This is a genomic window from Exiguobacterium sp. GL_137 (assembly GCF_057834585.1).
In genome coordinates this window covers 555293-579464 of sequence record NZ_CM174406.1, presented here as the reverse complement: position 1 = coordinate 579464, position 24172 = coordinate 555293, and the positions used below count along the sequence as shown (strand labels likewise).

The 24172-nt window shown below is 43.8% G+C and carries 28 protein-coding genes and 1 riboswitch; of the genes, 8 read left to right on the top strand and 20 right to left on the bottom strand.

Annotated features, from left to right (window positions below; translation table 11 throughout):
• The first annotated feature begins 363 nt into the window (after positions 1-363).
• Complete coding sequence (nhaC, locus tag AC3IRK_RS03055; protein ID WP_131504243.1) at positions 364-1737, top strand: Na+/H+ antiporter NhaC; 1374 nt, start codon at positions 364-366, stop codon at positions 1735-1737.
• Positions 1738-2007: 270 nt separating this feature from the next.
• Complete coding sequence (locus AC3IRK_RS03050) at positions 2008-2217, top strand: DUF3006 domain-containing protein (protein ID WP_026829204.1); 210 nt, start codon at positions 2008-2010, stop codon at positions 2215-2217.
• 88 nt (positions 2218-2305) lie between these two features.
• Here AC3IRK_RS03050 and AC3IRK_RS03045 read toward each other — a convergent pair whose 3' ends face one another.
• The 5 genes from AC3IRK_RS03045 to nfsA all read right to left on the bottom strand — a co-directional run bounded on the left by AC3IRK_RS03045 (position 2306) and on the right by nfsA (position 6300).
• A complete protein-coding gene (locus tag AC3IRK_RS03045) occupies positions 2306-2755 on the bottom strand; it encodes a hypothetical protein (RefSeq protein WP_131973627.1) in 450 nt (149 codons plus the stop codon).
• Between the two features lie 4 nt (positions 2756-2759).
• Complete coding sequence (locus AC3IRK_RS03040; protein ID WP_131504246.1) at positions 2760-3305, bottom strand: TlpA family protein disulfide reductase; 546 nt, start codon at positions 3303-3305, stop codon at positions 2760-2762.
• A 220-nt stretch (positions 3306-3525) separates the two neighbouring features.
• A complete protein-coding gene (locus AC3IRK_RS03035; RefSeq protein WP_131504247.1) occupies positions 3526-4236 on the bottom strand; it encodes an NAD(P)H-binding protein in 711 nt (236 codons plus the stop codon).
• 79 nt (positions 4237-4315) lie between these two features.
• Positions 4316-5539 (bottom strand): LCP family protein, encoded by a 1224-nt coding sequence (locus AC3IRK_RS03030; protein WP_489170388.1) that lies wholly within the window; start codon positions 5537-5539, stop codon positions 4316-4318.
• 14 nt (positions 5540-5553) lie between these two features.
• Positions 5554-6300, bottom strand: a complete 747-nt coding sequence (nfsA, locus tag AC3IRK_RS03025) for an oxygen-insensitive NADPH nitroreductase (protein ID WP_489170387.1) — start codon at positions 6298-6300, stop codon at positions 5554-5556.
• Between the two features lie 185 nt (positions 6301-6485).
• Between nfsA and AC3IRK_RS03020 the strand changes: the two genes are divergently transcribed.
• Positions 6486-7397, top strand: coding sequence for a hypothetical protein (locus tag AC3IRK_RS03020; RefSeq protein ID WP_214855452.1), 912 nt, complete (start codon positions 6486-6488; stop codon positions 7395-7397).
• 70 nt (positions 7398-7467) lie between these two features.
• Here AC3IRK_RS03020 and AC3IRK_RS03015 read toward each other — a convergent pair whose 3' ends face one another.
• Entirely contained in the window at positions 7468-7731 is a 264-nt protein-coding gene (locus tag AC3IRK_RS03015) for a hypothetical protein (protein WP_131973630.1), read from the bottom strand.
• 109 nt (positions 7732-7840) lie between these two features.
• On the opposite strand from AC3IRK_RS03015, the gene AC3IRK_RS03010 reads away from it, so the two are divergent.
• Entirely contained in the window at positions 7841-8683 is an 843-nt protein-coding gene (locus AC3IRK_RS03010) for a GNAT family N-acetyltransferase (RefSeq protein ID WP_131973631.1), read from the top strand.
• Here the strand turns inward: AC3IRK_RS03010 and AC3IRK_RS03005 are convergent.
• The 4 genes from AC3IRK_RS03005 to AC3IRK_RS02990 all read right to left on the bottom strand — a co-directional run bounded on the left by AC3IRK_RS03005 (position 8672) and on the right by AC3IRK_RS02990 (position 11150).
• Complete coding sequence (locus tag AC3IRK_RS03005; protein ID WP_214855454.1) at positions 8672-9604, bottom strand: hypothetical protein; 933 nt, start codon at positions 9602-9604, stop codon at positions 8672-8674. The two genes, AC3IRK_RS03010 and AC3IRK_RS03005, sit on opposite strands and share 12 nt — an antisense overlap.
• 115 nt (positions 9605-9719) lie before the next feature.
• Positions 9720-10079 carry a hypothetical protein gene (locus AC3IRK_RS03000; protein ID WP_131504253.1) on the bottom strand — a complete coding sequence of 120 codons (360 nt, stop codon included), beginning with the start codon at positions 10077-10079 and terminating at the stop codon, positions 9720-9722.
• Positions 10080-10135: 56 nt separating this feature from the next.
• Positions 10136-10603, bottom strand: coding sequence for a GNAT family N-acetyltransferase (locus AC3IRK_RS02995; protein ID WP_131504254.1), 468 nt, complete (start codon positions 10601-10603; stop codon positions 10136-10138).
• A 31-nt stretch (positions 10604-10634) separates the two neighbouring features.
• Positions 10635-11150 carry a GNAT family N-acetyltransferase gene (locus AC3IRK_RS02990; RefSeq protein WP_214855456.1) on the bottom strand — a complete coding sequence of 172 codons (516 nt, stop codon included), beginning with the start codon at positions 11148-11150 and terminating at the stop codon, positions 10635-10637.
• A 261-nt stretch (positions 11151-11411) separates the two neighbouring features.
• Here AC3IRK_RS02990 and murB point away from each other — a divergent pair, with 261 nt between their 5' ends.
• The gene (gene murB / locus AC3IRK_RS02985) at positions 11412-12326 is read left to right on the top strand and encodes a UDP-N-acetylmuramate dehydrogenase (protein WP_114596878.1); all 915 of its coding nucleotides are present in this window, start codon (positions 11412-11414) and stop codon (positions 12324-12326) included.
• 97 nt (positions 12327-12423) lie between these two features.
• Here the strand turns inward: murB and AC3IRK_RS02980 are convergent, their stop codons facing one another.
• The gene (locus tag AC3IRK_RS02980; RefSeq protein WP_426354752.1) at positions 12424-13647 is read right to left on the bottom strand and encodes an aminopeptidase; all 1224 of its coding nucleotides are present in this window, start codon (positions 13645-13647) and stop codon (positions 12424-12426) included.
• Between the two features lie 95 nt (positions 13648-13742).
• Between AC3IRK_RS02980 and AC3IRK_RS02975 the strand changes: the two genes are divergently transcribed.
• Positions 13743-14165: a DUF1232 domain-containing protein gene (locus tag AC3IRK_RS02975; protein ID WP_114596880.1), complete on the top strand. Its 423-nt coding sequence runs from the start codon at positions 13743-13745 to the stop codon at positions 14163-14165.
• Between the two features lie 94 nt (positions 14166-14259).
• Here AC3IRK_RS02975 and AC3IRK_RS02970 read toward each other — a convergent pair whose 3' ends face one another.
• Both AC3IRK_RS02970 and AC3IRK_RS02965 read right to left on the bottom strand, forming a co-directional pair.
• A complete protein-coding gene (locus AC3IRK_RS02970; RefSeq protein ID WP_188005162.1) occupies positions 14260-15096 on the bottom strand; it encodes a formate/nitrite transporter family protein in 837 nt (278 codons plus the stop codon).
• A 183-nt stretch (positions 15097-15279) separates the two neighbouring features.
• A complete protein-coding gene (locus AC3IRK_RS02965) occupies positions 15280-15888 on the bottom strand; it encodes a hypothetical protein (RefSeq protein ID WP_131973636.1) in 609 nt (202 codons plus the stop codon).
• Positions 15889-16027: 139 nt separating this feature from the next.
• On the opposite strand from AC3IRK_RS02965, the gene AC3IRK_RS02960 reads away from it, so the two are divergent.
• On the top strand, positions 16028-16897 hold the full coding sequence (locus AC3IRK_RS02960) for a YitT family protein (protein ID WP_114596883.1): 870 nt from the start codon (positions 16028-16030) through the stop codon (positions 16895-16897).
• A gap of 162 nt (positions 16898-17059) precedes the next feature.
• Entirely contained in the window at positions 17060-17692 is a 633-nt protein-coding gene (locus AC3IRK_RS02955; RefSeq protein WP_131973637.1) for a CHASE3 domain-containing protein, read from the top strand.
• Between the two features lie 34 nt (positions 17693-17726).
• On the opposite strand, the gene AC3IRK_RS02950 is transcribed toward AC3IRK_RS02955, so the two are convergent.
• From AC3IRK_RS02950 to AC3IRK_RS02920, 7 genes are all read right to left on the bottom strand, one after another.
• Positions 17727-18092 carry an ArsR/SmtB family transcription factor gene (locus AC3IRK_RS02950; protein ID WP_114596966.1) on the bottom strand — a complete coding sequence of 122 codons (366 nt, stop codon included), beginning with the start codon at positions 18090-18092 and terminating at the stop codon, positions 17727-17729.
• A gap of 178 nt (positions 18093-18270) precedes the next feature.
• Positions 18271-18714, bottom strand: a complete 444-nt coding sequence (locus AC3IRK_RS02945) for a hypothetical protein (protein WP_255508420.1) — start codon at positions 18712-18714, stop codon at positions 18271-18273.
• Between the two features lie 14 nt (positions 18715-18728).
• The gene (thiE, locus tag AC3IRK_RS02940; RefSeq protein ID WP_131973638.1) at positions 18729-19367 is read right to left on the bottom strand and encodes a thiamine phosphate synthase; all 639 of its coding nucleotides are present in this window, start codon (positions 19365-19367) and stop codon (positions 18729-18731) included.
• A 4-nt stretch (positions 19368-19371) separates the two neighbouring features.
• Positions 19372-20127, bottom strand: coding sequence for a hydroxyethylthiazole kinase (thiM, locus tag AC3IRK_RS02935; RefSeq protein WP_188005160.1), 756 nt, complete (start codon positions 20125-20127; stop codon positions 19372-19374).
• A complete protein-coding gene (gene thiD / locus AC3IRK_RS02930) occupies positions 20108-20917 on the bottom strand; it encodes a bifunctional hydroxymethylpyrimidine kinase/phosphomethylpyrimidine kinase (protein ID WP_131973640.1) in 810 nt (269 codons plus the stop codon). Before thiD ends, thiM begins: the two co-directional genes overlap by 20 nt.
• 117 nt (positions 20918-21034) lie before the next feature.
• Positions 21035-21145: riboswitch (TPP riboswitch) on the bottom strand.
• Between the two features lie 60 nt (positions 21146-21205).
• Positions 21206-22483, bottom strand: a complete 1278-nt coding sequence (locus AC3IRK_RS02925; protein WP_489170386.1) for a murein hydrolase activator EnvC family protein — start codon at positions 22481-22483, stop codon at positions 21206-21208.
• A 206-nt stretch (positions 22484-22689) separates the two neighbouring features.
• On the bottom strand, positions 22690-24132 hold the full coding sequence (locus AC3IRK_RS02920; RefSeq protein WP_131973642.1) for a murein hydrolase activator EnvC family protein: 1443 nt from the start codon (positions 24130-24132) through the stop codon (positions 22690-22692).
• Between the last annotated feature and the right edge of the window lie 40 nt (positions 24133-24172).

Below are 24172 nucleotides of genomic sequence, written 5' to 3'. Positions count from 1 at the left end.
TTTTATCTAAAAATCAAATTATCTTTTTTCTGCTTTCTGAGCGACCATGTGATCAATTCCATAAACACTGGCTCCCATTATTGCAATGACTACGAAAAAAATTGCAGTAAACATATGTATTCCCTCCTGTTCACAAAATCGACATCTCTTATTTCCTATTGTGCAAGATTTTCAGTGAAAAAGAAAGCGTTTACGACAAAAAATCGTCACATTTTCGTATATTCCGATGATTTTTAGTTATATCGAGTGAAATTCAGATAGTTGACGAATGAATTCATATCCTTTAACATAACAACTGTTCTTTACTTTCGTACGTAAAAGCAAACAAGCATAAACGCAACATAGAATTAAGGAGGTGGAAGCATGCGTATATCCTTTCGTGAATCCGCAGCTGTCCTAGGAGTTAGTATCATTATATTATTATCTGTCATATTCGGTGCCAAAGCCGAACCGCACCTCGCCATATTATCCAGTCTGATTTTTGTCGTAGCTTATGCCGCTTTTCGTGGCTTTAAATACGAACAGCTGGAACAACATATGATCAATGGTATTCGTGAAGCAATCAAACCGATCTTGATCATGTTACTTGTCGGTATGACGATTGCTGTCTGGATGATGAGCGGAGCTGTTCCGACACTCCTCCACTACGGACTTGAAACACTTTCTGCAACATGGTTTGCACCAAGTGCTTTAATCATTACGATGATTGTTTCCACGTTTACCGGTAGCTCCTTTACAACAATCGGAACGGTCGGTGTTGCTTTGATGGGAATCGCAGTAGCACTTGGTGTCGATCCTGCCCTTGCCGCCGGTGCCATCATCAGCGGTGCCTGTTTCGGAGATAAGATGTCTCCATTATCAGATACAACGAATTTTGCACCCGGAATCGTTAATGTCTCTGTCTTTGACCACATTCGTTTTATGATGGGAACGACAGTGCCCGCCATTACAATCACTTTCATCCTCTTCTTCATCTTCGGACAGGGAAATGGCGCAATTGATTCGCAAACCATCGGGTCTACGCAACAAGAGTTGGCGCTTCTGTTCAATCTTTCACCTTGGACACTACTGTCCCCTTTACTCGTGATGATTCTTGCATTACGAAAAACTCCTGTCGTTCCGACTTTGATCGCCGGCGTCCTAAGCGGTCTGCTATTGACGGGATTGACACAAGGCAACTGGAATGTCGGACAATGGATGAGCGTCATTCAAAATGGATTAAAGATCGAAACAGACAACAACACTGTCGCGAGTATCGTCAGTAAAGGTGGTCTCCAGTCGATGATGTGGTCCGTCTCGCTTGTCATGCTCGCTCTGGCTTTTGGTGGCGTTCTTCGCGGGATTGGCGTCATTGATGTCATCATCGAAAGAACGGTTTCAAAACTAAAACGGGATGGCAGTATTATCTCATCGGCTGCTCTTGCTTCAATCGGGGTCAATTTTATGGCCGGTGAGCAATACCTGTCGATTTTGTTACCCGGTCAAGCATTTAAAAAGATTTTTAAAGATCGTTCGATTGATCCGCGCTTCCTCTCACGCGCTCTCGAAGACGGGGGAACTCTCGTGAATCCGTTGATTCCTTGGGGCGTATCCGGTGCCTTCTTCGCATCCACACTCGGTGTTCCCGTTACCGCGTACGTACCATTTGCCTTTTTCTTATTGCTTTCCCCGTTCTTCACATTTGTGTTTGCCTTTACTCGTCCGACTAAAAAGGTTGCCGAAAACTTGGTGGCTTAAACAATATCTTTCACCGAATAGTATTGAGAGTAGAACTGATTTTTCAGTTCTGCTTTTTTCTTGGAAAATTATTTAAAAATATATTCATTTTCATTTTGTTTGACAAATATTGTACAGAATTCAGCAATTGCAAATAAACATGTGTAAATTCAAAAGGAAATGGGAATATACCAAACATAAGATTAAAAAATTACAGCGAATTATAAAAAGAGAAACTTGCACCTGACCCTGAGGATGCGTTCGATGTAATTTTGTAGGAGGAGTTCGATTATGATCAAACGTGGCACACTGGAACGGCTTGATGGCAAATATGCTGTTCTTCTCTGGGAGAACGGTTCAAGTTTCATCCCCCGTCGCTATTTGCCTACTGAAGCAAGGCTTGGTGACACAATATTATTCGACGGATCAAATTACTCAATTGACGCAACCAGTTCTACTCAGTCTTCCTTTCAAACGTTTTCGTTTCGGCAAATGGGTTGACATTTAAAAAGCCATCTGACCGCTTAAAATGACTAGCAGACACATTGTCTCGAATAGTCGTTTCTTGCGACAGATGGCTTTTGTACGTTTAACGGATATGGAGTGTCTGTTGTTCACAGTTGGGACAGGACGTTTGTGTGATTTCATCCAAAGAAAGTCGAACCAACACCGATTTATCTTGTTCACACCGATGGATCGGTTCAATGATTGACGACCTCAAAAACAAGGCACACCAAAATCGTGTTGAGATTTGTTGACATGTCGGACACTGAAATACATCATATTGATGCGGTACCCACCCGTCCTCAATTTCATCGATGTGGGCGTGGTACGTTCGAATCAAATCTGCCCGAATCCGGTCATCAATTTTTTGACGACTGACTAACGGCTCTTGATACGGCGGAACGAATAAAAAAGGTAACGCTGATGCGTAATTATCCATACCATAAGTCAACACGGACGGAAATCCTTTCCACTCTTCTTGCTGACCGACTTCAATGACTTGACGATACGTACACACCTCACAATATAATTCCATCCGGTTATCCTCCGATCTTCCGCACCATTTCTTTCAACATTTCTTCCGTGACCGGTCCTACATGTTTCCCGACAATTGCCCCTTTTTCGTCAATAATATAAGTAGCTGGCATCGCCACTAGTTGATACGTTTTCTCTGATTGTCCTTTTGTATCGTAAAGGACCGAGTACGTAATAGGATTTTTTTTCAAAAACTGCTCCACGTCGCTCAATCGTCTTTCTGCGGTCGTCACATTGATCCCATACACCGGAATCGATGTTGACTTGGCGAAAGCATTTAACTCTGGTATTTCCTGCTGACATGGAGGACACCAGGTCGCCCAAAAATTGATGACGATGAGTTGATTCGTCAAATCAGACAATTGAATCGGTTGACCGTCTTGTTCTATTTCGAGGTCAGGCGCTTTCATTCCTGTTTCGAGTCCACCTTCTGCTTGTTGTTTCGCCTGGATTTGTTGTTGGTTTTGTTTGGTCTGGTACGCGCTATAACTCGTATAGGCAATCCCTGAAATGATTACTGCTGCCATCAGGTACATTACATATTTTTTCACTGATTTCGTCACTCCTCTATGTGTTCAGTGTAGCAGAATCGTCCACTTATTTTGTGACAAAAAAGGTAGACTGTGTGGGCTCACCTTTTTTGTCCGTCTTGTATGAAGTTTGTTTTGCGTACAAAAAAACAGGAGCTGGATATTCTCCAACTCCTGTTTCCTGATTCAGACCGACTTTTCTTTCGACCTTTATACGTTCAGCGATTTTTACATCATTTCGTTAATTATAACGCGGTAATTGCTTTTTCACTTGGCGGTTGTCTTTAACGCTTCCAACTGCTTCATCTCCACCAAGCGCTTCGTTTAATGCCGTTTTACCTTCTTTAACTTCCAGGCGGCGATTAAAGACCGCTCGGTTGTCGACAGCAGCGACCAGGATTGAAGCAACATCCGTTTCCGAAATTGTAGCTTCCTTAACATCCTTCAAGTCTTCATCAGCCTCAATTAATCCGCGTCCTTCTCCGTCAACGATGTCAACCGGACAAATGATGGTGTAAGTGAGTCCGCTATGTTCAATCTGTTCTTCCGCTGCGTTTTTTGCAGCGTAAAACGGATACATTTCTTTTTTAAACTGATTGGGACGATCAGCACCATAGGCACTGAGGAGGACGAAATGACGAACACGCGCCTTTTTCGCAGCATCAATCGTTTTTAAAGCAACCGTCCGGTCGAGTAACTCGATTTCCGTAGGTTCCCCGTCAACACCGGCTGTCGCTGCACAGATGACAGCATCCTGACCGGAAACACCCTGTTCGATGACTTTTTCGAGTTCTGTTTCGATATCGACATAGTGCGCCTTGACACCAAGTTTTTCAAATCGTTCCACCAGGTGTTGATGGCGGACGATGACCGTAACTTGATGACCTTTTGCGAGCGACTTGACGACACGAGCTCCGATTGTACCTGATGCACCTACAACTAATACTTTCATATGATAGGTCCCTCCTCGATAGATTAGTCACCTTTAGTAATTTCCACTGTTCGAGAAAGAACAAACCCGTTTTGAAAAATTAATCATTTTTTAGTGTCCCATAAAATGTCGTATCGAGCTTCGCACGTAATTCCTTCAGCTCTTTTTCTTTCGGGAAATCATAGAAAATACCATTCATCCGCTCACTGACACCTTCAACTTCAAAGTGTTCCCGTTCTGAGAACAAAGCGAGTGATAAACCGGCTGACATCATCTGACGGAAGCTGACATCTAAATTCATTTCTTCCTTCATATAGCGGTTCGCTCCGGGAATACTGGACCAGCCCGTCGGTTTCATCAAATGCGTCGCCACTGCTTGAATGACTTCCGATTGACGATTCGCCCGTGCGACGTCTGTATCCGTTTTACGGTGACGGGAATACGCTAACGCCATCGCTCCGTCCATATGATATTCTTTCCCTTTTTGGAAGGAATACTGATTGGCTTTTCCGCTCGCATCTTGTTCCGAGAAGGTTCCTGTCGAGACTAAATCAACCCCTCCGATTTCATCAATTAATCCGATGAAGCTGTCAAATGAAATGACAATCTTACTGTCGATCTCTTGATCCAGAAGTCCACTGACTGCACTGGTCGTACAGTCTTCGCCACCGTAAGCGAACGCATGGGTGATCTTATCTTTTTTCCCGTTTTCACAGTCAATCGGCGTATACGTATCCCGCGGAATCGACGTCAATTGAATTGTCCGCGAGAGCGGTACGAATTGCATGACGGACAGTGAGTCTGATCTCGAACCGCGCAGCGACTCTCCCGGTCGCGCGTCACTTCCGATTAGAAGAAACGTAAACGGTTGTGATCCAAAGATAATGGCCGCAATCACGACAAGTAATAAGAAACCAATCAGCTTTGATTTGAATCGGCGTTTCTTTTTTGGGACCGGCTGTTTTTTCAATCGTTGCTCAGAACCTGCTTCACGTACTGGTTCTTTCGTTCTGCCGCTTCTTGATGCACGGCGTTGGCTAAAACGATTCAGCGATAAACTAATTAATCGGGTTCCTGAACGTACGATGGTTACGGCACCCGATTGCAGACGTTTTGCATTAGATGCCTTTTCAGGAGCAGCCTCATGCGCGCGCGATCGTCTTGACGGCTCGTCTAAATAACGTTGACTGGCAGATCGTCCGCTCTCACGAGGTGCATCCGCGAATTCCCGCGATGCCTTTTCCTGCTCCATTTTTTCTGATTCACGCAACTCTTCCTGACGTTTACGTTCTAGACGAGAACGTCCTGAATGAAATTCTTCCATAGGTTACCTCCGTATCAATCTCGGGCTAAATGTTTTTCCTGTAAAAAGTCACGCATATACGTCCGTTTCGGATCCTTCATCGAAGCAGCCATCTGATAGACCCAGCCTTCTGTCCGGCGTCCATCCGTCCGTTCGCCGTAGTATACAGACGTTTCATTTTCATACTGTGACAACAATCGGCGCATCGTGTCGTCATTAGTATACGTATTCCGGTGGAAGACCGCATCCATCGGAAGGCGGGGTTTTTTCCCTGGCTGTTGATCAGGAATCCCTACCGCGACTCCGAATAATGGAACGACATGGCTCGGCAACGCCAACAGTTCACTCACTTTGGCAGCATCATTGCGTAGCGAACCGATATAGACTGTCCCGTATCCTAATGATTCCGCTGCAATGACTAAGTTTTGGGCGGCTAAGCCGGCATCGACCGCACCGACAATCAGCGCTTCCGTCGTTTCGACCGTCCGATCGACGGAACCTGATGCGATTTCTGCTGCTAAGATATGCTTATGATAATCGATACAAAAAACGAAAAAGTAACTGTTTTCCGCGACATAGGATTGACCGCTCGCCACACCTACCAACTGTTGTTTAAGTCCTTCGTCCTCGATGCCGATGATGGCATAGGCCTGCTGATAAGAAGACGTAGAAGCCGACTGTGCAGAACGAACGAGCGTCTCAATTGTCTCTTGATCTAATTGATGGGGCTTAAATTTACGGATAGACCGGTGGCTAAGTAATTGTTCGATTGTTTCATTCATGAATAATCGCTCCCTTTGATTAATGATTCTCTTAACGATAGGCAAACATTTAAGTAAGTGCAAATGTTAGATATCCATGTTCAAAAACAATCGTCTGTTAATTCCGCTCGCTGTCGGTTACTTCTTAAAAAAATCGGGAAAAGGATAGAACTAGTGTTGTGTCTTTTTGTCGAAGGAGGGCGATCATGAGAATTCGTAAGCTCCGTCTTTTACTTGAACAATATGGCGATACGACCCTTCGCGACATCATCGTAGAAATCTATCGCCAGCTCCCCAAACAAGTCATCGAAGAAAAAGACCTTGATTTGATGTTATCCCAGTTTGCTAAGTATAAAGGACTACAAAAAGAACACGACCAACCGACCGTTGAACAAACCATCGAACAAACGGAACAATTCATCCAGCTTGCTTATGATTTTCACTATTTGGAGCCAAATGAGCTCGTCTCCATGCGCGAACAAAAAAACTGGTATGTGACTGCGAAACGCCTGCTCAAACACTTACGGCATTATATCGGTCGGAAAAATGGAACACGGGTTGCTTTTGAGGAATTCTTTTTTTTACTCTCCTCAGCTGCCGGAGAAGAACCGCTTTTTTTAAGTAATGATCCCTTCCGGTTGATTAAAGTGACGCAAGTGGAATTGTTCGAGGAACTTGTCGGTTATTATAAACTTGATGCATCAGACCAGTCTTGGATGCAACGAGCCATATATACAGCTGTCAAAGTGCCAATCGATGTCGACACGGAGCGAAGTGATCTCTTCCTTGCCGTCCTCACCCATTGCACGAATGTGAGTGAACGGGAATCCTATGTCGCATTGTTGAACACACATGCGAAGAAACTTCAGATGAAAGTTCGAATCGACGCAGATATTCTCGTGTTATATCAAGAGATACGTTTTGCTGAACTGCATGCCCTAATCGCCTTACGCGAACTCGAACGTGCTGAAGCAATGCTGTTTACAGAATATATCCCTTATTTTTCACATCGTTCGACACCCTTCCGGTATTATTTGGATTTGCTTGAAAAGGCCGGATTAAATGACGAACACGACCGAATCGAACGGGTCGGTCGTCGAAAACATATTCATTTTTAAAAGACAATGTCCGGTAAAAAAACGACGATAGGTTCTCCGGTAATCCCCGAGAACCTATCGTCGTTTTCCTTTAGTCTGTTGCATTCACGATTCCTAATCCGACTGTCGCAAGTAACGCAATGCAGGCGAATAAAAAAGCCATGTCATTTGGTGAGTCGAAGCCATCATAAGTCGGCTCTTTTTGATCCGTGATAATCTCATCCATCGTCCCGTAGCTACCGTACGTCGTGGATTCCCGGACGATTGTTTCTTTTTTTTCGATTTCCTGTGCTTGGACAGGATTCATGCCAATCAAGATCCAAAAAAGGCCTAACGCCATCAGCAGTTTCGCCATCTCATCACCACCTAATCATTTACCTTAAATTTCAGTTATAACCATTTTAATTCCATTTATTTGTTATACTTCATGTACTGGCTTTCATTTTTTCTGAAAGGACGTGCACGTGTTGAACATTTTATCGTATGATCAGTTATCTCATCCACAACGCCGTTTGGTCCATCATTTACTCCGCACCAATCCGTCTCCCCCTTCATCATTTTCCTATCCACCGACCGAACATCAGCAATGGACGATTTGGAATGAAGAGTGTGTGCAGGCTACGCTCGGATTTCATGTTTTCGAACATTCTGTTCAGCTCTTAAATGCTTCCTACACCGATTTACAGGCATTCCAACGTCTCGCACATTATGTCCATTCACAGGCACTTTTGTTTTCTCCCCGTCACATCGATGTCCAAATCATACCGCCTTACGACTTTGGATTTGTCACGACTTGGAACGCTTTAGGTTACTGTTTATCCAGTGAACAGTTTCGGCTGATTGGTCTGACACACGATCGACCTGCCTCCGTCCAGTTCAAACCTCTCTCCTCACGTAATCGGCATTTGTTCTTGACGATTCGTAACGACGCCATCCGTTATTCTGAATTTCTTTTTCCTTACGATGCTGCCCATCTTGATTATTTAATCGACCAAGGTGTTTTGCCTTATCTCGTCTATGACAAGAAAACGATTGTTGGAACCATTTTAATGGAACAGCATAAACAAGTCGTCCGCCTTTTGGAAATTGCCTGTTTGCCGCAATTAAAAAATCAAGGCTACGGGCGCCGGATTTTAGACACCTTCCAAACGAAGTTACACAAGAAAAATATCTTATCGTTTGAAGTGTATTGTTGTTCTACACATCAAGAAGCGCTTCGTCTGTATCAGCCGACTGCTTTTTGTGATATTCAAATTTTTTCGAATTGGCACCGTTACTCCTCTGAACCGGTTTCGTTAGTCACGTAACCGCTGAACGATGTCCACGTATTCATCGAGTACATATTGATTGTCGAGTTCCTTAAAATCAATGCCTGCCTGTTGTTTTAATTGGCTGCCGATGACAAATAAACTTTCGTAATAGTCCGTTCCCATGCTTGCCGCAAGACCCGGCTGATGATTATGGAACGCCAACAATGCATCTTTTACGATTTCTTGCTGATTTGGTTCCGTCAAAACATCCTCTAACATTTTCGGAAATTGCTCAGTCTGGCGACCGACGATGGCATAAAAGAGCGGAAAATGTTTGGCATACTGAAATGCTACTTCGTAACGGGTATGATCAATGATTGGTCGGACACTTTCGAACTTTGCTCGTTGAAGACGTTCAACCAAGCCGACGGTCGCCGGATGTTTAAACAGAGAAAGGCTCTGTTCATCCAGTGCTTGTTCGTGCGTCAACAATAAGACGATATCCAGTGTGTTGATTTCATCCGTTTCAAGAAAACGGTCACTCCGTTGCAAAACCGTTGTGTAATCGAGGTACAAACCTGAATCGACGGCAAGTTGAAATAAGACGTGATCATAGACGGTATATAGACCTACCGGGAAAGATAACGGCTGTCTGACAAGCGACCGGTGGCCTTCCACTGTCATGATTTGATTCAAATCCAGTCCATTCGTAAGTAATTGTTGAAAGAGTGACGCTCCCTGACCGCTTTCTGCCAACTTTATCAACAGGCGATCCACCTCGATCAGCGGTTGTTTCGTCTCAAGGGCTAAAGTAAGGTGTTTATCTGATTGCAACGCAACGGCTCGTCCGATAAAATTCAAAGCTTTTCGTTCTTGTTCTGTCAATAGTTGATTGTATGTCTGAAAGGTTTCACTCTCAAGTGTAAGAAAAGCAGTCATCGCTGGAGCGATTGCTTCGTTTTTAACAAATCTTTTCATAATTTTAGTCCTCCTGCATGTTGTCTCTCTTCGTAGTGTACGCAATATTGAATCGTCTTGAAAGGCTCAAAAAAAATCTTGGTGGCTTCTACGGAAAAGGAAGCGACCAAGATTTTCATTTTTTACTGACCTGAAGATGTGAATTCCGGAATGCTTCATCCTGTTTTCCGGTTTTTTCGACACTGGTTCCAATCGAACCGCTGTATTCAATCTGTTGTTTAGGCTGAATGAATTTATAAGTGATGGCCGGTTCACCGCGCAGACGTACTTTAATCACTTGACGATGTTGAATTGAAAAAGAGGCCTTTACTTCGAGTAGTGACGTTTTATCGATGTCATGTTGTGCCTGCAACATCTTCGCTAACTGCTCTTCCGCACTGCGCTGGCTGCTTTGAAGTTCAGCGTAGGAAATTCCGACAGCAAACGACAACACGCCAATCAAACTTAACGCGAGAATGACCAGTACTTTTTTCAATGACTGACTCACCTCCAGACAAAGTTCTTCCTGCTCTCTTCATCGGTTCGTCCGTCCTATTCCTGAAGTCTTTTTGAAACTTCCTTTACGCTCATCTGCATGTCCAGATGGGGAATTCCGTCCTCCAAATATACGTCCGATATTTCCTTAAAACCAAATGAACTGTAAAATTGTTTTAAATGTGCCTGAGCCTGAAGATCAATCAATGCTTCATCCTGTCCTTGAATGTGGGCAATCGCTTCATTCAGCAGTCTTCTCGCTACACCGTTTGACCGGTAATCGGTTTGTACCGCCACCCGACCGATTGCGACTGCGCCCGACGGCTTCCTCGGTAAGATACGCAGACAGCCAATCAAGCGTTCCCCGTCGTACGCTAGACCATGCAGCGCCTCTTGGTCACGGTTATCGAGTTCTGGATACGGACAGTTCTGTTCTACCACAAATATATCCGTTCTTAATTTTAATAATTGATATAAGCGTGCACCATCCAACTCATCAAATGCCATCCACTTCGTGTGATACATACCTGATCCGCTCCTCTGTACTTTTGAAAAATCAACCTCTGAACAGCCGGGATAACCGGCAAGAATAAATGACAACTGGAATTCCGTTAAAAATCGTATCTTTCTCCCATTGTAACCCATTCGCACGAGCGACATTTTGCGAAGAATGATTTTCTGGGTGCATGATTGAAATCAGACGATCATGTCCCCGTTCGAACGCTTCACGCATTAATCGTTTGGCCGCTTCCCTGCCATACCCTACTTTCCAATGAATGGGCGTCAACCAGTAGCCAACTTCTAATTCATCGATTCCATCAACTTGTTGTAAAACTAATCCGGCAAAACCCACGGGTTCATGCGTCTCTTTTTTGATCAACAGTAAAAAACCTGTTTGCCGTTCATCCTCATAACGATCGAATTGACGTTCGAACCAATTTCGCGCCTCATCTTCTTCCAGCATGACACCGCCGTTGATATACCGCATGACTTGTTCATTTTGCACAAGACTTTTATAAAAAGTAAAATCTTCTTCCACAAACGGTCGCATTTCCAGTCGTTCACTCTCCATTTCAATCTCCCGCTTTCCGAATAACAGTCTTTTCTTTATTTTTCCCTTTTTTACTTTCATTCATTCCTAATCCATTCATTTTTATAAAAAGAAAACAACATATACATGTTGATTCGATTACATTCTTCCCGAACAGCTTGCTTTTTATCTGTCAACTCTGTATTTTGGGAACAGTATGCTAAACATCAATCACGGAATTAGTGTAAAATATATTTTGAGCGTTTTTTTGGCTGAATGGAATTTATGAAAAAGGACTGAGACATGATGACTGAGCAATTGTTAGCTGGATTATATGAAGGTATTGCAAAAGAAGCTGTTTTAATTAATGAACCCTTAAAAAACCATACGTATACGAAGATGGGTGGATTGGCAGATCTTTTCCTCATCCCGTCGACATACGAAGAAACTGCCTTCGCCGTCCGGTATGCGTACGAAAATGATCTCCCGTTGACGATGCTCGGAAACGGCTCGAATCTCGTCGTCCGTGACGGGGGTATCCGTGGGATCGTTTTATCTTTTGAAAAGTTAACGGATATTTCGGTTGAAGGTCACGAACTGATTGCTCAAAGCGGTGCTGCGATTATTCAGGCTTCACGTATCGCCTACGACCATGCTTTAAGCGGGCTTGAATTCGCCTGCGGTATTCCCGGAACGATTGGCGGAGCCCTGATCATGAATGCCGGAGCATATGGCGGAGAAGTAAAAGACTGTCTCCACAGCGCAACCGTCTTGACACGTAAAGGCGAGTTATTGAATATCTCACAGGAAGAGCTTGAGCTCGGATACCGGACGAGCTGTTTTTCGAAAAAAGAGTACATCATTTTAGAAGGACGTTTTTCACTAACAGAAGGCGATCCTGCCCTGATCAAAGAAATGATGGATGATTTGACACATAAACGTGAGACAAAACAACCACTTGAATACCCTTCTTGCGGGAGTGTCTTTAAACGACCGGAAGGATATTTCGCTGGTAAATTAATTCAGGATAGCGGATTACAGGGTGCACGCATCGGTGGTGCAGAAGTTTCTCAAAAACATGCCGGTTTCATCGTCAACATCCAAGACGCGACAGCGACTGACTACATTTCGCTTATTCGCCACGTGCAGGAAACCGTTCAAGAAAAGTTCGGCATCTTACTTGAACCTGAAGTGAAAATCATCGGAGAAGAAGCTTAATTCTTTTCAAGCACATCAGATCAAAAAAGGGAGCCAACCGACATGTTCATCATGTCCGGTGGCTCCCTTTTTTCTTTCCAATACGCAAAAACCTTTATCAGATTGCCCAGTTTCCGTCACGCATCAGTGGTTCGCGTGTACCATCAGACAATTCGCCGTCAATTGACATCTGACCTGAACCAATCATGAAATCGACGTGTGTCATTGAATCGTTCGCACCTTGTGCGGCTAATTCTTCGTTCGACAAACCTGGTCCATTTTCAAGGCAAGTGGAATAGGCGCGACCAATCGCCAAGTGACATGAAGCATTCTCGTCAAACAACGTATTGTAGAACAAAATACCGGAATCTGAAATCGGTGAGTGATGAGGCACGAGGGCCACTTCTCCGAGATAACGGGCACCTTCATCCAATGAGATGAGTTCGTCAAGCGCTGCTTGTCCCTGTTTCGCTTCAGCTTTAACGATTTTTCCGTCTTCGAACCATAACGTGAATTCATCAATCAGGTTCCCGCTGTAGCTGAGTGGTTTTGTGCTTGACACATGACCGTTGACGCCCGTTTTCTTCGGTAACGTGAAGACTTCTTCCGTCGGCAGGTTGGCGATGAAGTCGACGCCATCCGCATTCGGTCCACCTCCACCGAGCCAGACGTGACGCTCCGGCAATTCAATCGTCAGTTCTGTACCTGGTGCTGAATAATGCAACTTATTGTATTTCTTTTCTGTCAGGAAGGTAGCTTTCGTCCGCAAGTTGGCATCATGTTGCTCCCAAGATACGACCGGATTGTCCTGGTCGACACGTGTCGCTTTCAAGATTGCATCCCATAGGTCTTCTACAGCGTTTTCTGAGTCTGGGAATACCTTTGCCGCCCAGGCATCTGACGGCGCTGCAATGACGCACCAACTGACGTTATCGCTCATGACGAACTTGCGCCAATTTGCCAACGCAACACCAGCGGCTTTGTTCGCTCGTGCAATTCGACTTGATTCCACACCGTTCAATAAATCCGGATCTTCACTGACAACGGACAAGAAGGCTGTTTTTTCCTCTGCCAATTGATCAAAACGGGCTTTTAACCATTCCGGGAATGCATCAAATGAATCTTCCGGTGCATCAAAATAACGGATTTTCGTCATTTCGTCATCTGACCATTGAACGTAGACATTTGAAGCTCCCACTTCATAAGCAACACGCGTGATTTCACGGACTAACGGTGCATTTTCAATCCCCGCCCGAATTTCGAGCTGTTGACCGGCTTGCAGGTTGATTCCTGTACGTACGGCAAGTGCAGCATACTTTTTTAATTGTTCTTGAGTCGGCATTATGTAATCCCCTTTCAACTATTACTCTTATTTTCACGAAATAGTTGCAATTTTGCAAGAAATAAGGCGAAACTAGAGATACAGAAGGAGTGTTGATGATGGAATTTACACCAGGAGATTTTAAATCCGCTTATACCTATTTCCACCGACAAGCATTAACAGCTGTCGGAAATGCGAAAGCACAAGAAGACTTATTAATCCAAGGAGAACTCGGATTAGCCCGGTTGACGACAGACCTTGCCTCTGAGGACGGCTCGGATGTCGAACGCGAAGCAGAACTTGTTCTTTACTTCCAACTCAAACAGTTGCTCGACATGTTACGCGCTTTGTACAACAAACGTTTCGAGATGCAACCGGAACAGGAGCAACTTTTATTGACCGCTGTTCTTTACTTCACGTCCCCGGTCGATGCTTTACCTGACGAAAATATTTTAGGACTGTTTGATGATGCCCAAATCGTCGAGGCTATTTATGAAGAACTGGCCGCAGATGTTGATCGTTTTCAACACCTTGAATGACAACAGGCACTAATGGCAAACATCAAAAAAAGAAGGATCCGATTTTTTCATCGGATCCTTCTTTTTTGCTCTTCAACGCATAGAACTTACCATTTTACGCTTTTTGTTTTGAAGCGATATTGATTGTTGCGGCCTGTTCGTTCGATTGATCTACTTCAAGCTTCGATTTATTGAGCCATGTGTAAACCATTCCCATGAACAGTGCTCCACCGATAATGTTTCCCAACAACGCCGGAACCAGGTTATGAACCGCGCCGGCAAAGGAAATCGCTTCCGGATGCGGGACGACTAAAGCAAGTGAGAACAATGCCATGTTGGCAATGACATGGTCAAAGCCGGATGCAAAGAATACAGCGACCAAAATCATCATCATCATGATTTGTGCGAGTTCATTTTTCATGTTTTTCGGAATGAAAATCGCTAGACAGACCATCCAGTTACAGAAAATGGCTCGTGTAAAGATCTCCCATGTCGTATGATGAATTTTCGTCTCGGAAACAGCAAACAACCAGTTCTCCATTCCAAGTTCCTGAATAATCCCTGTTTGTGAGAAAAGTAAAGCGAAAGCGAGTCCACCGAGACCGTTTCCGATGAAACATAATGTCCATACTTTAAACGTATCCATTTTCGAAGTGAAACCACGCATTGTCGACGTCGTGAAATACATCGTATTTCCGGTAAATAATTCTGCTCCCCCGTACACGATCAAGACAAGCGCGACACCAAACGTTAACCCACCGACCAGTGTCGTAACCGGTGATTCATTTAAATATAAACCGTTGATTGCTTTAAGTGTAAATATGATGGCAAAACCAATGAATACTCCTGCTAACATCGCTCGAACCAAATATTCGAGCGGACGCATCCGTAGCATTTGCGTCGATTTGACAGCTTTTTTCCGTAATCCTTCTAATGCTTCTACTTCATTCATTGTAGAAACCCCGCTTTCTTTTGTTCAACACTTCACAATGTCTGTTCATTTATTATCATACTTCCATCTTATAAGATGTTCAAGTCATGAATAGACACTATTTAGCGTTTTATTAAAAGAAAAGGATGTAACCGATACCATTGTGTCAAGTTTGTGAAAAGTGCTTTTTCTTGGTGAATACAACTACTTTCCAGGAAGGATCCGCAACGATTCTTGGAACTTTTCAAAGAATACCGCCCGCCTGGAATCTACGAGTACATAGTCCTCGACAACGACACGATTAAACCGGTTTGCGGAAGAACTGGCACGTTCAATATCCCGGGGTGTATAGTCTTCAATACGTAGTCTGTCCATATCAAACGTGACATCAGAAAATGAGTCCCGATAATGAATTTGAAGTTCGGATAAATCAGATACACTCAAAAAAAGTGCTAACGTATGATGCATGATCAACTTGGATAAACGACTTTCCAAAAATGAGGCCTTGCCGGATTCGATCATCTTCCCGCTGCTTCCTGTCCAGTCCGCCTGTTCTTTTTCGGTAGGTTTGTATGTCAGCTTGACTGCCGTACCATCCACTGTTACACCGGTCAGCACTTCGGAAAACGGCAACTGCTTGACCAATTCTTCAATCGCAGCGGTATTGGACACTGATGTCCCGACATGACGTGCAATGACATGACCATCTTTAAAACTTTCTTCTTCCGGTGGCTGCTGCTGATTCCAGACGACCCACGAACCTGCCGACAGCCCGATCCCGATACACAGAATGAACAGTATGATTTTTTTCAAAAAAATGCTCTCCTTTCTTAAAACCAGCTGATCTTATTGTTCTTTTTTCAAATCAGGGGTTGAATTAATCTTCATATCAGCGTACTCTTGCAGGCAGATACTTTATGGAGGAGGAGCATGAGATTTCTCATCACTTACAATGAAAACTAAACAGCCTGCAAAGAAAAAACGTACAGAGAAAATCGGTTTTCTCTTGATTGGGACATTGCTGTACTCGTTGTACATCAGTCTTCTCTTGTCGCCAAACGATATCGGATCCGGCGGAATCATGGGAATCACACTTATTGTTCAGGAATTATTCCACACGCCAATTGGTTTGACACAACTTGTCTTAAACATTCCACTTTTTTTACTTGGATTTCGTTTTTTGAGAAAACGTTTTATGTTTTTATCCGGTCTCATCGTCCTGGCTTCATCATTTTTAATTGATTGGATTCCGACGCAAATCGTTCCGGAATCCTTAAATGATCCACTGGTTGCTTCCATCTTTGCCGGCCTCGTCTCTGGTTTAGCGATGGCTTTAATTTTCTTTGGCGGCGCCTCGACAGGCGGACTCGACATCCTCGGAAAATTCTTTTATGCCCGCTTTCACAATTGGCCGCTTCCCCGTATTTTTTTAATGCAGGATTTAGTCATCTATGTACTCGTCTGGTTCGTATTTGATTTGAAGCATGTCATGTATGCGTTAATCATGAGTTTCGTTCGGGCGAAAGCACTTCAGACGGTGTATAGTTTTTACTCCGCTTCTAAACAATGTATCATCATTTGTGAAAAAGCCGATGAAATCAATGAAGTAATCACAAAAGAACTCGGACGTGGCGTAACAATTCTTGATGCACGTGGCGGTTATTCGAAACGGACGAAAAAGATGGTCTATGTCGTCGTCCAGAATAATGAAATTCTCAAACTCCAGGAAATTGTGTCCTCTGTCGAATCAAACGCTTTTGTTACGTTTTCTGAAATTCATACGGTCTTCGGGAACTATAAAGAACACTCCTATTCTTTTTAATCGTCTAACATTCTGTAGCCGCTACACTCGTTGTAGCGGTTTTTTGTGTATAATACGCAAAATCAAAGAAAATGTTCCATATTTTTTTGAATAATCCTTCACTTTTTGGGAAATAGTGGTTAAGCTAATGACATTAAGTTTTGTAGAAAAAGGATGGATTGTATGAATCAACTATGGCGGCACTGTATCATCCTCATCCTGATTGTCAGTCTGTTTGCCTCGATTCCCCTTTTGTATGCCTTAAGCGGATATCGTACAATTTCTAATTTGACGGAAGAGATGCATACACAAGATATTCTAATGATTAAACAAGTCGACCAATTGATCGAACATAATCGCGATCGGGCAAATGCCGTTCGCGGCCTGTTATTATATGAAGATGACCGTTACATTGAACAATATTACTTTTCCACTTCTAAAGTTCATGATTTGCGACGTGTACTGAATTCATCCAATCAGACACCCGGTGCGGTTAAAGATTTACTATTACGTAACAATGTGTGGGAGGAAGAGATTCAAGAAGTTTTTACCGTTTACGAAACAGATCATCCGCAACGTGCTAAAAAATTAGCCAAGCAAACAACTCAAACCACACAAACGATTCTTGAAGACTTGTCACAAATCAAAGAAAAATTATATCGTGATCTTGAACAAAAATTGGAATTGACTACTGAAATGACGGCAGAGTATAAACGTATGTCCTTCAGCCTGTCGATTTTAGCTTTCTTGTTGATTGCAACGACTATCATCTTATTTCACCGATCTAAAAACACAACAAACACGTATCGTCCATGAGAACGATACGTCTTTGTTGTGTTGTTCAGTACACTCAAGAGGACGCCTTGCCTTCATTTACATGCTCCATTGCTAAGTGAACGAGCGACGATACATGATGATCGTCCAGCGAATAGTAGACGACCTTACCTTCTTTTCTATATTTCACCAGTCCTTGTTTCAACAAGGTACGGAGATGGTGAGAAGCTGTTGCAATCGAACAATCCACCGAAGCCGAAACATCACAGACACAAAGTTCCTCTTCCACCGTCAAGGCGTAAGCAATCCGTAACCGTGTGGCATCTGACAAGACTTTGAACAACTTTCCAATGTCTGTCGTTGGAATCGTATCGACGACTTGTCCAATCTCTTCTGCACGTACTTGATCAATGGCAATCGTTTCACAACGTGGTGCATCCACCGTCATCACCTCTTTCCCTTTCATTCCACCATCGTTTCAAGTGAATTGCAAGAAAATCACTTCAGGACTCAACTAGTGCCTGCTATTCCAAAAATCGGAAACTCAAAAAAGTCTGTTTCCCGTCGTTTAGAGCGGAAAGCAGACTTTTTCATTGGACATTCCTGTTTGAATCATTTTTTCATTTCTCACGGTTTCGTCTTGAGATCGCGTAAAAGAACCAGCCACCTAAAAAATTTCCGATATCCCAGACAATCCGGTTTGAATCGACAGCACGCACACCGATATCGATCACGCCTGTACTTTTCAAACGTTCTTTATAGCGGTTCCGTAAAAAGCACGGTAACGGAAGAGGTAACATCATCCGGTAAAAAATATCCAGATGTGTGTGCCCCCAGATTTCAGTTGCGATTGAACTCGTTTGGATGAGCAAGGAACGTTTATACTGTTGTCGGTATTTATTCTTTAATAACACAGCTAATTGATACGAATAACGATTCGGGAAAGGAAATAGAGCTGCACCTAAATGATATTTCCCGCGATTATCGATTCGAATGACTTGTGGTTCGATTTTATACCGAATCCAGCGTCCTCGAAATCGAACAGACTGCCATTTCACGACCATCACCTCTACGTGAACTATACCCTGCCTGAGGCGCTCTGACGCACTTGTTTCACGGTCGTCTTAAAATTTTTCGTCGTTCGTTCAATGTCTTCACTTGCAAATAAAGCTGAAACAACGGCATATCCGTCCACTAGAGAACCAAGTTCCGGAACGTTTGTTTCAGTAATTCCACCGATTCCCACCAACGGGATATGAACGGCTTTACGAATCTGTTCCAACGTCGCTCGCGCCATGAATGTCGCATCTTGTTTCGTTGCTGTCGGAAAGAGTGAACCGACCCCTAAATAATCTGCGCCTTCCCGTTCTGCTGCAACAGCTTGTTCCACTGTTGAAACAGAAACACCAATCGTCGCTTCCGGTAACAAACGGCGCGCTTCAATTAAGGGAATATCATCTTGACCGATATGCAAACCGGCATCGACCAGCAAAGCGATATCAATCCGATCATTGATAATGAACGGAATATCGTAACGTGCGGTGAGATCTTTTAATGCAATGGCTGATTCCAGAAAAGTTTTACCGGAACTGTCTTTTTCCCGTAATTGAACAACCGTTGCGCCTCCTTTAATCGATGCTTCGACGGCGTCTGCCAGGGAAAGATGTGGATGCAAGCGTCGATCGGTCACGGCATAAATCAAATATTCACTGTCCATTCATTTATACCTCCGGCAAACTTTTTTCTGTCATCAAACTCACTGCATCGAACAGCCCGGTTCGAAAACCTCCGATACCGGGAGAATCCTCAGCCGACTCCCCTGCTTTTCCCATAGCATACGTCCCAAATACGGCTGCCTCAAAACGATCGTATCCTGCTCCTAAAAACGTCGCAATCAAAGAAGCGGTCATACATCCCGTTCCCGTGACTTGGCCAAGACGTTTCGTCCCGACATCCAGATGATACTGGCGATTTCCATCTGTCACAAAATCAATCGGACCCGTTACGACGATGAGTTGTTTCGTTTCACCTGCAAAGGTATGGACACTTTGAAAATCCAGGGATTCTCCTTCGGCAACATCCACTCCTTTCGTTCGAGCGGCCTGTCCGAGCAATGTCTTGATTTCCGATGCATTTCCTTTGATGACCGTAAAGGTGATTTCATCCATTAACTGCTTCATAAAATCTGTTCTTAATGTCGTCGCTCCTGCGCCTACCGGATCCAAAATGACCGGTTTCCCCAATCGGTTAGCCGTTTTTCCTGCTAAAAGTTGGGCTTGGCGCATGTCCGGATTGATCGTCCCTGTATTGATTACGACGGCATCTGCGTGCCTGACCATTTCTTCCACTTCCAGCAGGTCATCTGCCATCACAGGAGAGCCACCAAGTGCCAGTGTCATATTGGCGCAGTCATTAATGGTTACAGTATTCGTTAAATGATGAATCAACGGTTTTTTATCATGGATGCGTCGTAACATGTGTATCCCTCCAGAGTTCATGAAAATGATGCGTCGGACCAACACCGCGTCCGAGCGCAAAGCCGTGGCGAATGGCTTCCGTCACATAACGTTTTGCATAACGGATGCTGTCTTCCACTGAAAGACCAAGTGCAAGATAGGAAGCGATGGCAGCAGATAATGTACAGCCTGTACCATGGGTATGACGGGACTCGATCCGTTCTTGTTCAAAGACGACATATCGCCCGTCTGTATATAAAAGGTCAGTAGCGTCCCGTCCCTCCAAATGTCCGCCCTTGAGCAAAATAGCACCCGTCCGTTTTTCAGCCAGTTTTTCCGTCGCCTGTTTCATATCGGCAAGCGAGTGAATCGTTCCGCCAATCATCCGCTCGATTTCAGGAATATTCGGAGTCACAAGTGTAGCCAATGGTAACAGCTGTTCGAGCAAGGCATGTTCTGCATCCGGTTGCAACAAGCTATAACCCCCTTTCGCGACCATGACCGGGTCGAGAACAACCGGAAGTTGATGTTTTTCCAGTTGTTGTGCAATCACTCGGATGGTGTCTTGATTGGAAACCATTCCAATCTTGACCGCATCGACACGGATATCGGAAAAGATGGATGTCAGCTGTGCTTCCACGAGCTCCGGGGATACGTCCTCGACCGCTTGAACACCTAACGTATTTTGTGCCGTAATCGCCGTGATGACGCTCATTCCGTATACACCGAGTGCCGAAAACGTTTTTAAATCTGCTTGAATTCCAGCTCCACCTCCGGAGTCGGATCCAGCAATCGTCAATACGTGTTTCATTCCAATTCCTCACTTTCCTGGGAGCAAATAAGGAGAAAACGGACAACAAAAAGCGCCGTCCGCTGTAAAAAAGCAGACGACGCCATGAACAACCAGTTCTACTGATTGAAGTCTTCATGTCTTCGATCTCAACTTTCCTACGCTGGTATTATCCAGTTCAGGTGACAGGGTCGAAAACAGAATGGTTTTCCTCTCAGCCGGACTCCTCCAGCTCCCCTAGTTGCTCGTAATTTAAATTCTTTTTCACTGTATCACAGCACCATTAAAAAAACGAGCCGAAGCTCGTTTTTAAAGGTATCCAAGTGGATTGACCGTGTTAGCTGGTCCTGTCGCACTGTATTGGTATCCACCGATATGCAATTCAAAGTGTAGATGCGGTCCTGTCGAATTCCCGGTACTGCCAAGAGTACCAAGCGTTTGACCTTGAGTTACCGTCTGACCTGCCGAAACCGATAACGAATTCATATGACCGTACACTGTTGTATACACCTGACCGTCAAGGAAATGCGAAATCATGACATGATTCCCATAAGGTCCGCCGCTACCAGCCGTAATGACTGTTCCGGAAGCTGCTGCTCGAATCGGTGATCCGACGGGTCCACTGAAGTCGACACCATTATGGAACGTATAGCCGTTCGCTCCACTAGCCGGTCCAAAACCTTGTGAAACACCGCCTGAAGCCGGACGAATAAACTTCGCCGATCCTGTCGGCACACTGCTGACAGGAGTCGGAAGAACCGTTGCTTCGCTTGACTCACGCGTTGATTTTGCCGCCTCTTTTGCAGCACGTTCAGCTGCTTCTTTTTCAGCGGCCGCTTTTTCTGCTGCTGCTTTCGCTGCTGCTTTTGCTGCCGCAATCGCTCTTTCTTGAGCCTCTAAAGTCGCTTGTAATTCTTTTGCATTTAACAGTTTAGTCGTGAACTTTGTTTTCCCTTTACGTAATTTATTCAGGGTCGCACTCCGTTCTTTCATCTGTTGTTTTAACTGTTTCTTTTGGACGAGTAACGACTCTTTCTCTTGAACACGCTCCGCCTTTTTAGCAATAAGATTTTTTTTCATTTCTGCTAGCTTTTCTTGTGTTTCCAAATAAGCAGAAATCATTTTATCGTCTTGTTCGGCAATTTTTTTACCTGCCATAACACGACTAAACAAATCACCCAAGTTTTTCGAACCAAAAATGACTTCTTCCCATTTTATAGAATTACCATCATTTTCTTGAAGGACACGTAAGCGGTCCCCAAGCAATTCTTCTTGCCGGGTGAGCATGATTTCGTAGCGGGCGATTTCCGCCTCAAGATCTTCAATTTGGAGATTCAATTGTTTAATCTGCTTGTTTTTTTCCGAAATCCTGAAAATATTTTCGTTGATGGCCGCATCAATTTTATTGATTTCGCGTTGCTCTACCGATATTTTAGCTTCCTGTTTTTTGATGGCTTTTTCCAAGCGACGTTGCTCTATTGCATTTTGAGATTTCTTTTCTTTAATCGTTGCAGCTTGACCAGAAGTCGGCACAGTGGATACAAGTAACGCCCCTAACAATACCGTTGCAAACAATTTTTTAAACATGTTTGGTTTCCTCGCTTATGTATGATTTCTTATTTAAAAAGTATTTAATTCAAAGTATTTCTGTCTGAGATTGATTATAGCACCGTAATAGTTTCAGGAAAATTTCATTTGTGTTTCAACTGAAAGCGTTTTATTTTAATATAACATTTTATGTTTTTATAAAAACATAAAAAAACGACTGCCGCAGCAATCGTCTTTTCTCGTTATTATAACATCGACATTGGATTTACAGAATTTGCTGGTCCTGAAGCACTGTAGCTGTAACCACCTACATGAATTTCAAAGTGTAAGTGTGGGCCTGTTGAGTTCCCAGTGCTACCAAGGGCTCCGATTTGTTGTCCTTGACTGACACGTTGTCCGGCATGTGCATTTAACGAACTCATATGCGCGTAAACTGTTGTATACGTTTTTCCATTTAATTGGTGTGCAATCATGACATGATTACCGTACGGACCACCACTTGATGCAGTGATGACTGTCCCTGTTGCCGCTGCAACAATCGGGGTACCGACTGGAGCGCCGAAATCAATACCATTGTGGAAAGAGTAACCATTCGAACCGCTTGCTGAACCATATCCTTGTGTGATTGATCCACTTGTTGGATGAATAAACATAGAAGAAGATGATGGTGCAGGCGTTGGTGCCGCTGGTTCTGGTTCTGGTGTTGGTGCTGCTTTTGGCACAGTCACAGATGGTGTAGATTGTTTTGTTGAAGTTGCAGGTGCTGACGATTTTTGTTCCGCTTGTGCTGCTGCTTTAGCAGCGGCCGCTTCTGCCGCCTGTTGTTCAGCTGCTGCTTTTTGAGCCGCTGCTGCTTGTGCCGCTTGTGCTTCTGCACGTGCTTTTGCTTCACGTGCCGCTTGTGCTTGACGCTCTTTTTCGATTCTTGCTTCACGTTCGCGTGCTGCTTTTTCAGCTGCAATCGCTTGTTCTTGTGCAATCAAAATTTGTTGTACTTCTTTTGCATCCATCAATTGCGTTTCAAATTTCTTTTTTTGTTTCCGGAGTTCTTTTAAGCGTTTGTTTCGTTCTTTAAGCTGTTGCTCAAGTTCAGCTTGTTGACGTTTTAGTTCTTGTTTCTCCGTCACAAGTTTAGCTTTTTTATCTTTTAGTTCTTGTTGAGCAGCTGCTAATTTCTTTTGTGTGTTTTGATAGTCGGTAATCATTTTATCGTCTTGTTGCGAGATTGATTTCCCTGCTAACACACGGCTGACAAGATCTCCGACATCCTTTGAACCAAAGATGACTTCTTCCCATTTAATGGAGTTCCCATCATTTTCTTGCATGACACGAAGGCGGTCACCAAGCAGCTTTTCCTGACGCTTTAATTTCGCTTTATACTTTTTAATCTGTTTCCCAAGTTCAACGATTTCAGCTTCAGTTGCTTTAATTTGACGATCTTTTGTTTCAACTGCAAATATTTTTTCGTTTAATGCTTCGTCTAGACGATTCACTTCTTGCTGAGTCTTCGAAATTTTTTGTCCTTCTTGATTCACAGACGATTCTAAGTTTTTTTGAGTATTAGCATTTTCTTGTTGTTTTTGTTCATTTTTAGCTTTTTGTTCACTTAAGTCATCTGCTGCTACGAAGTGAGGAGTCGATGAAAGAATAAGTGCGGAAACGATGAGCGACGCGAACGTTTTTTTCATGTAGTATTCCCTCTTTTTCTGTGTGGTTTATATAAGTAAT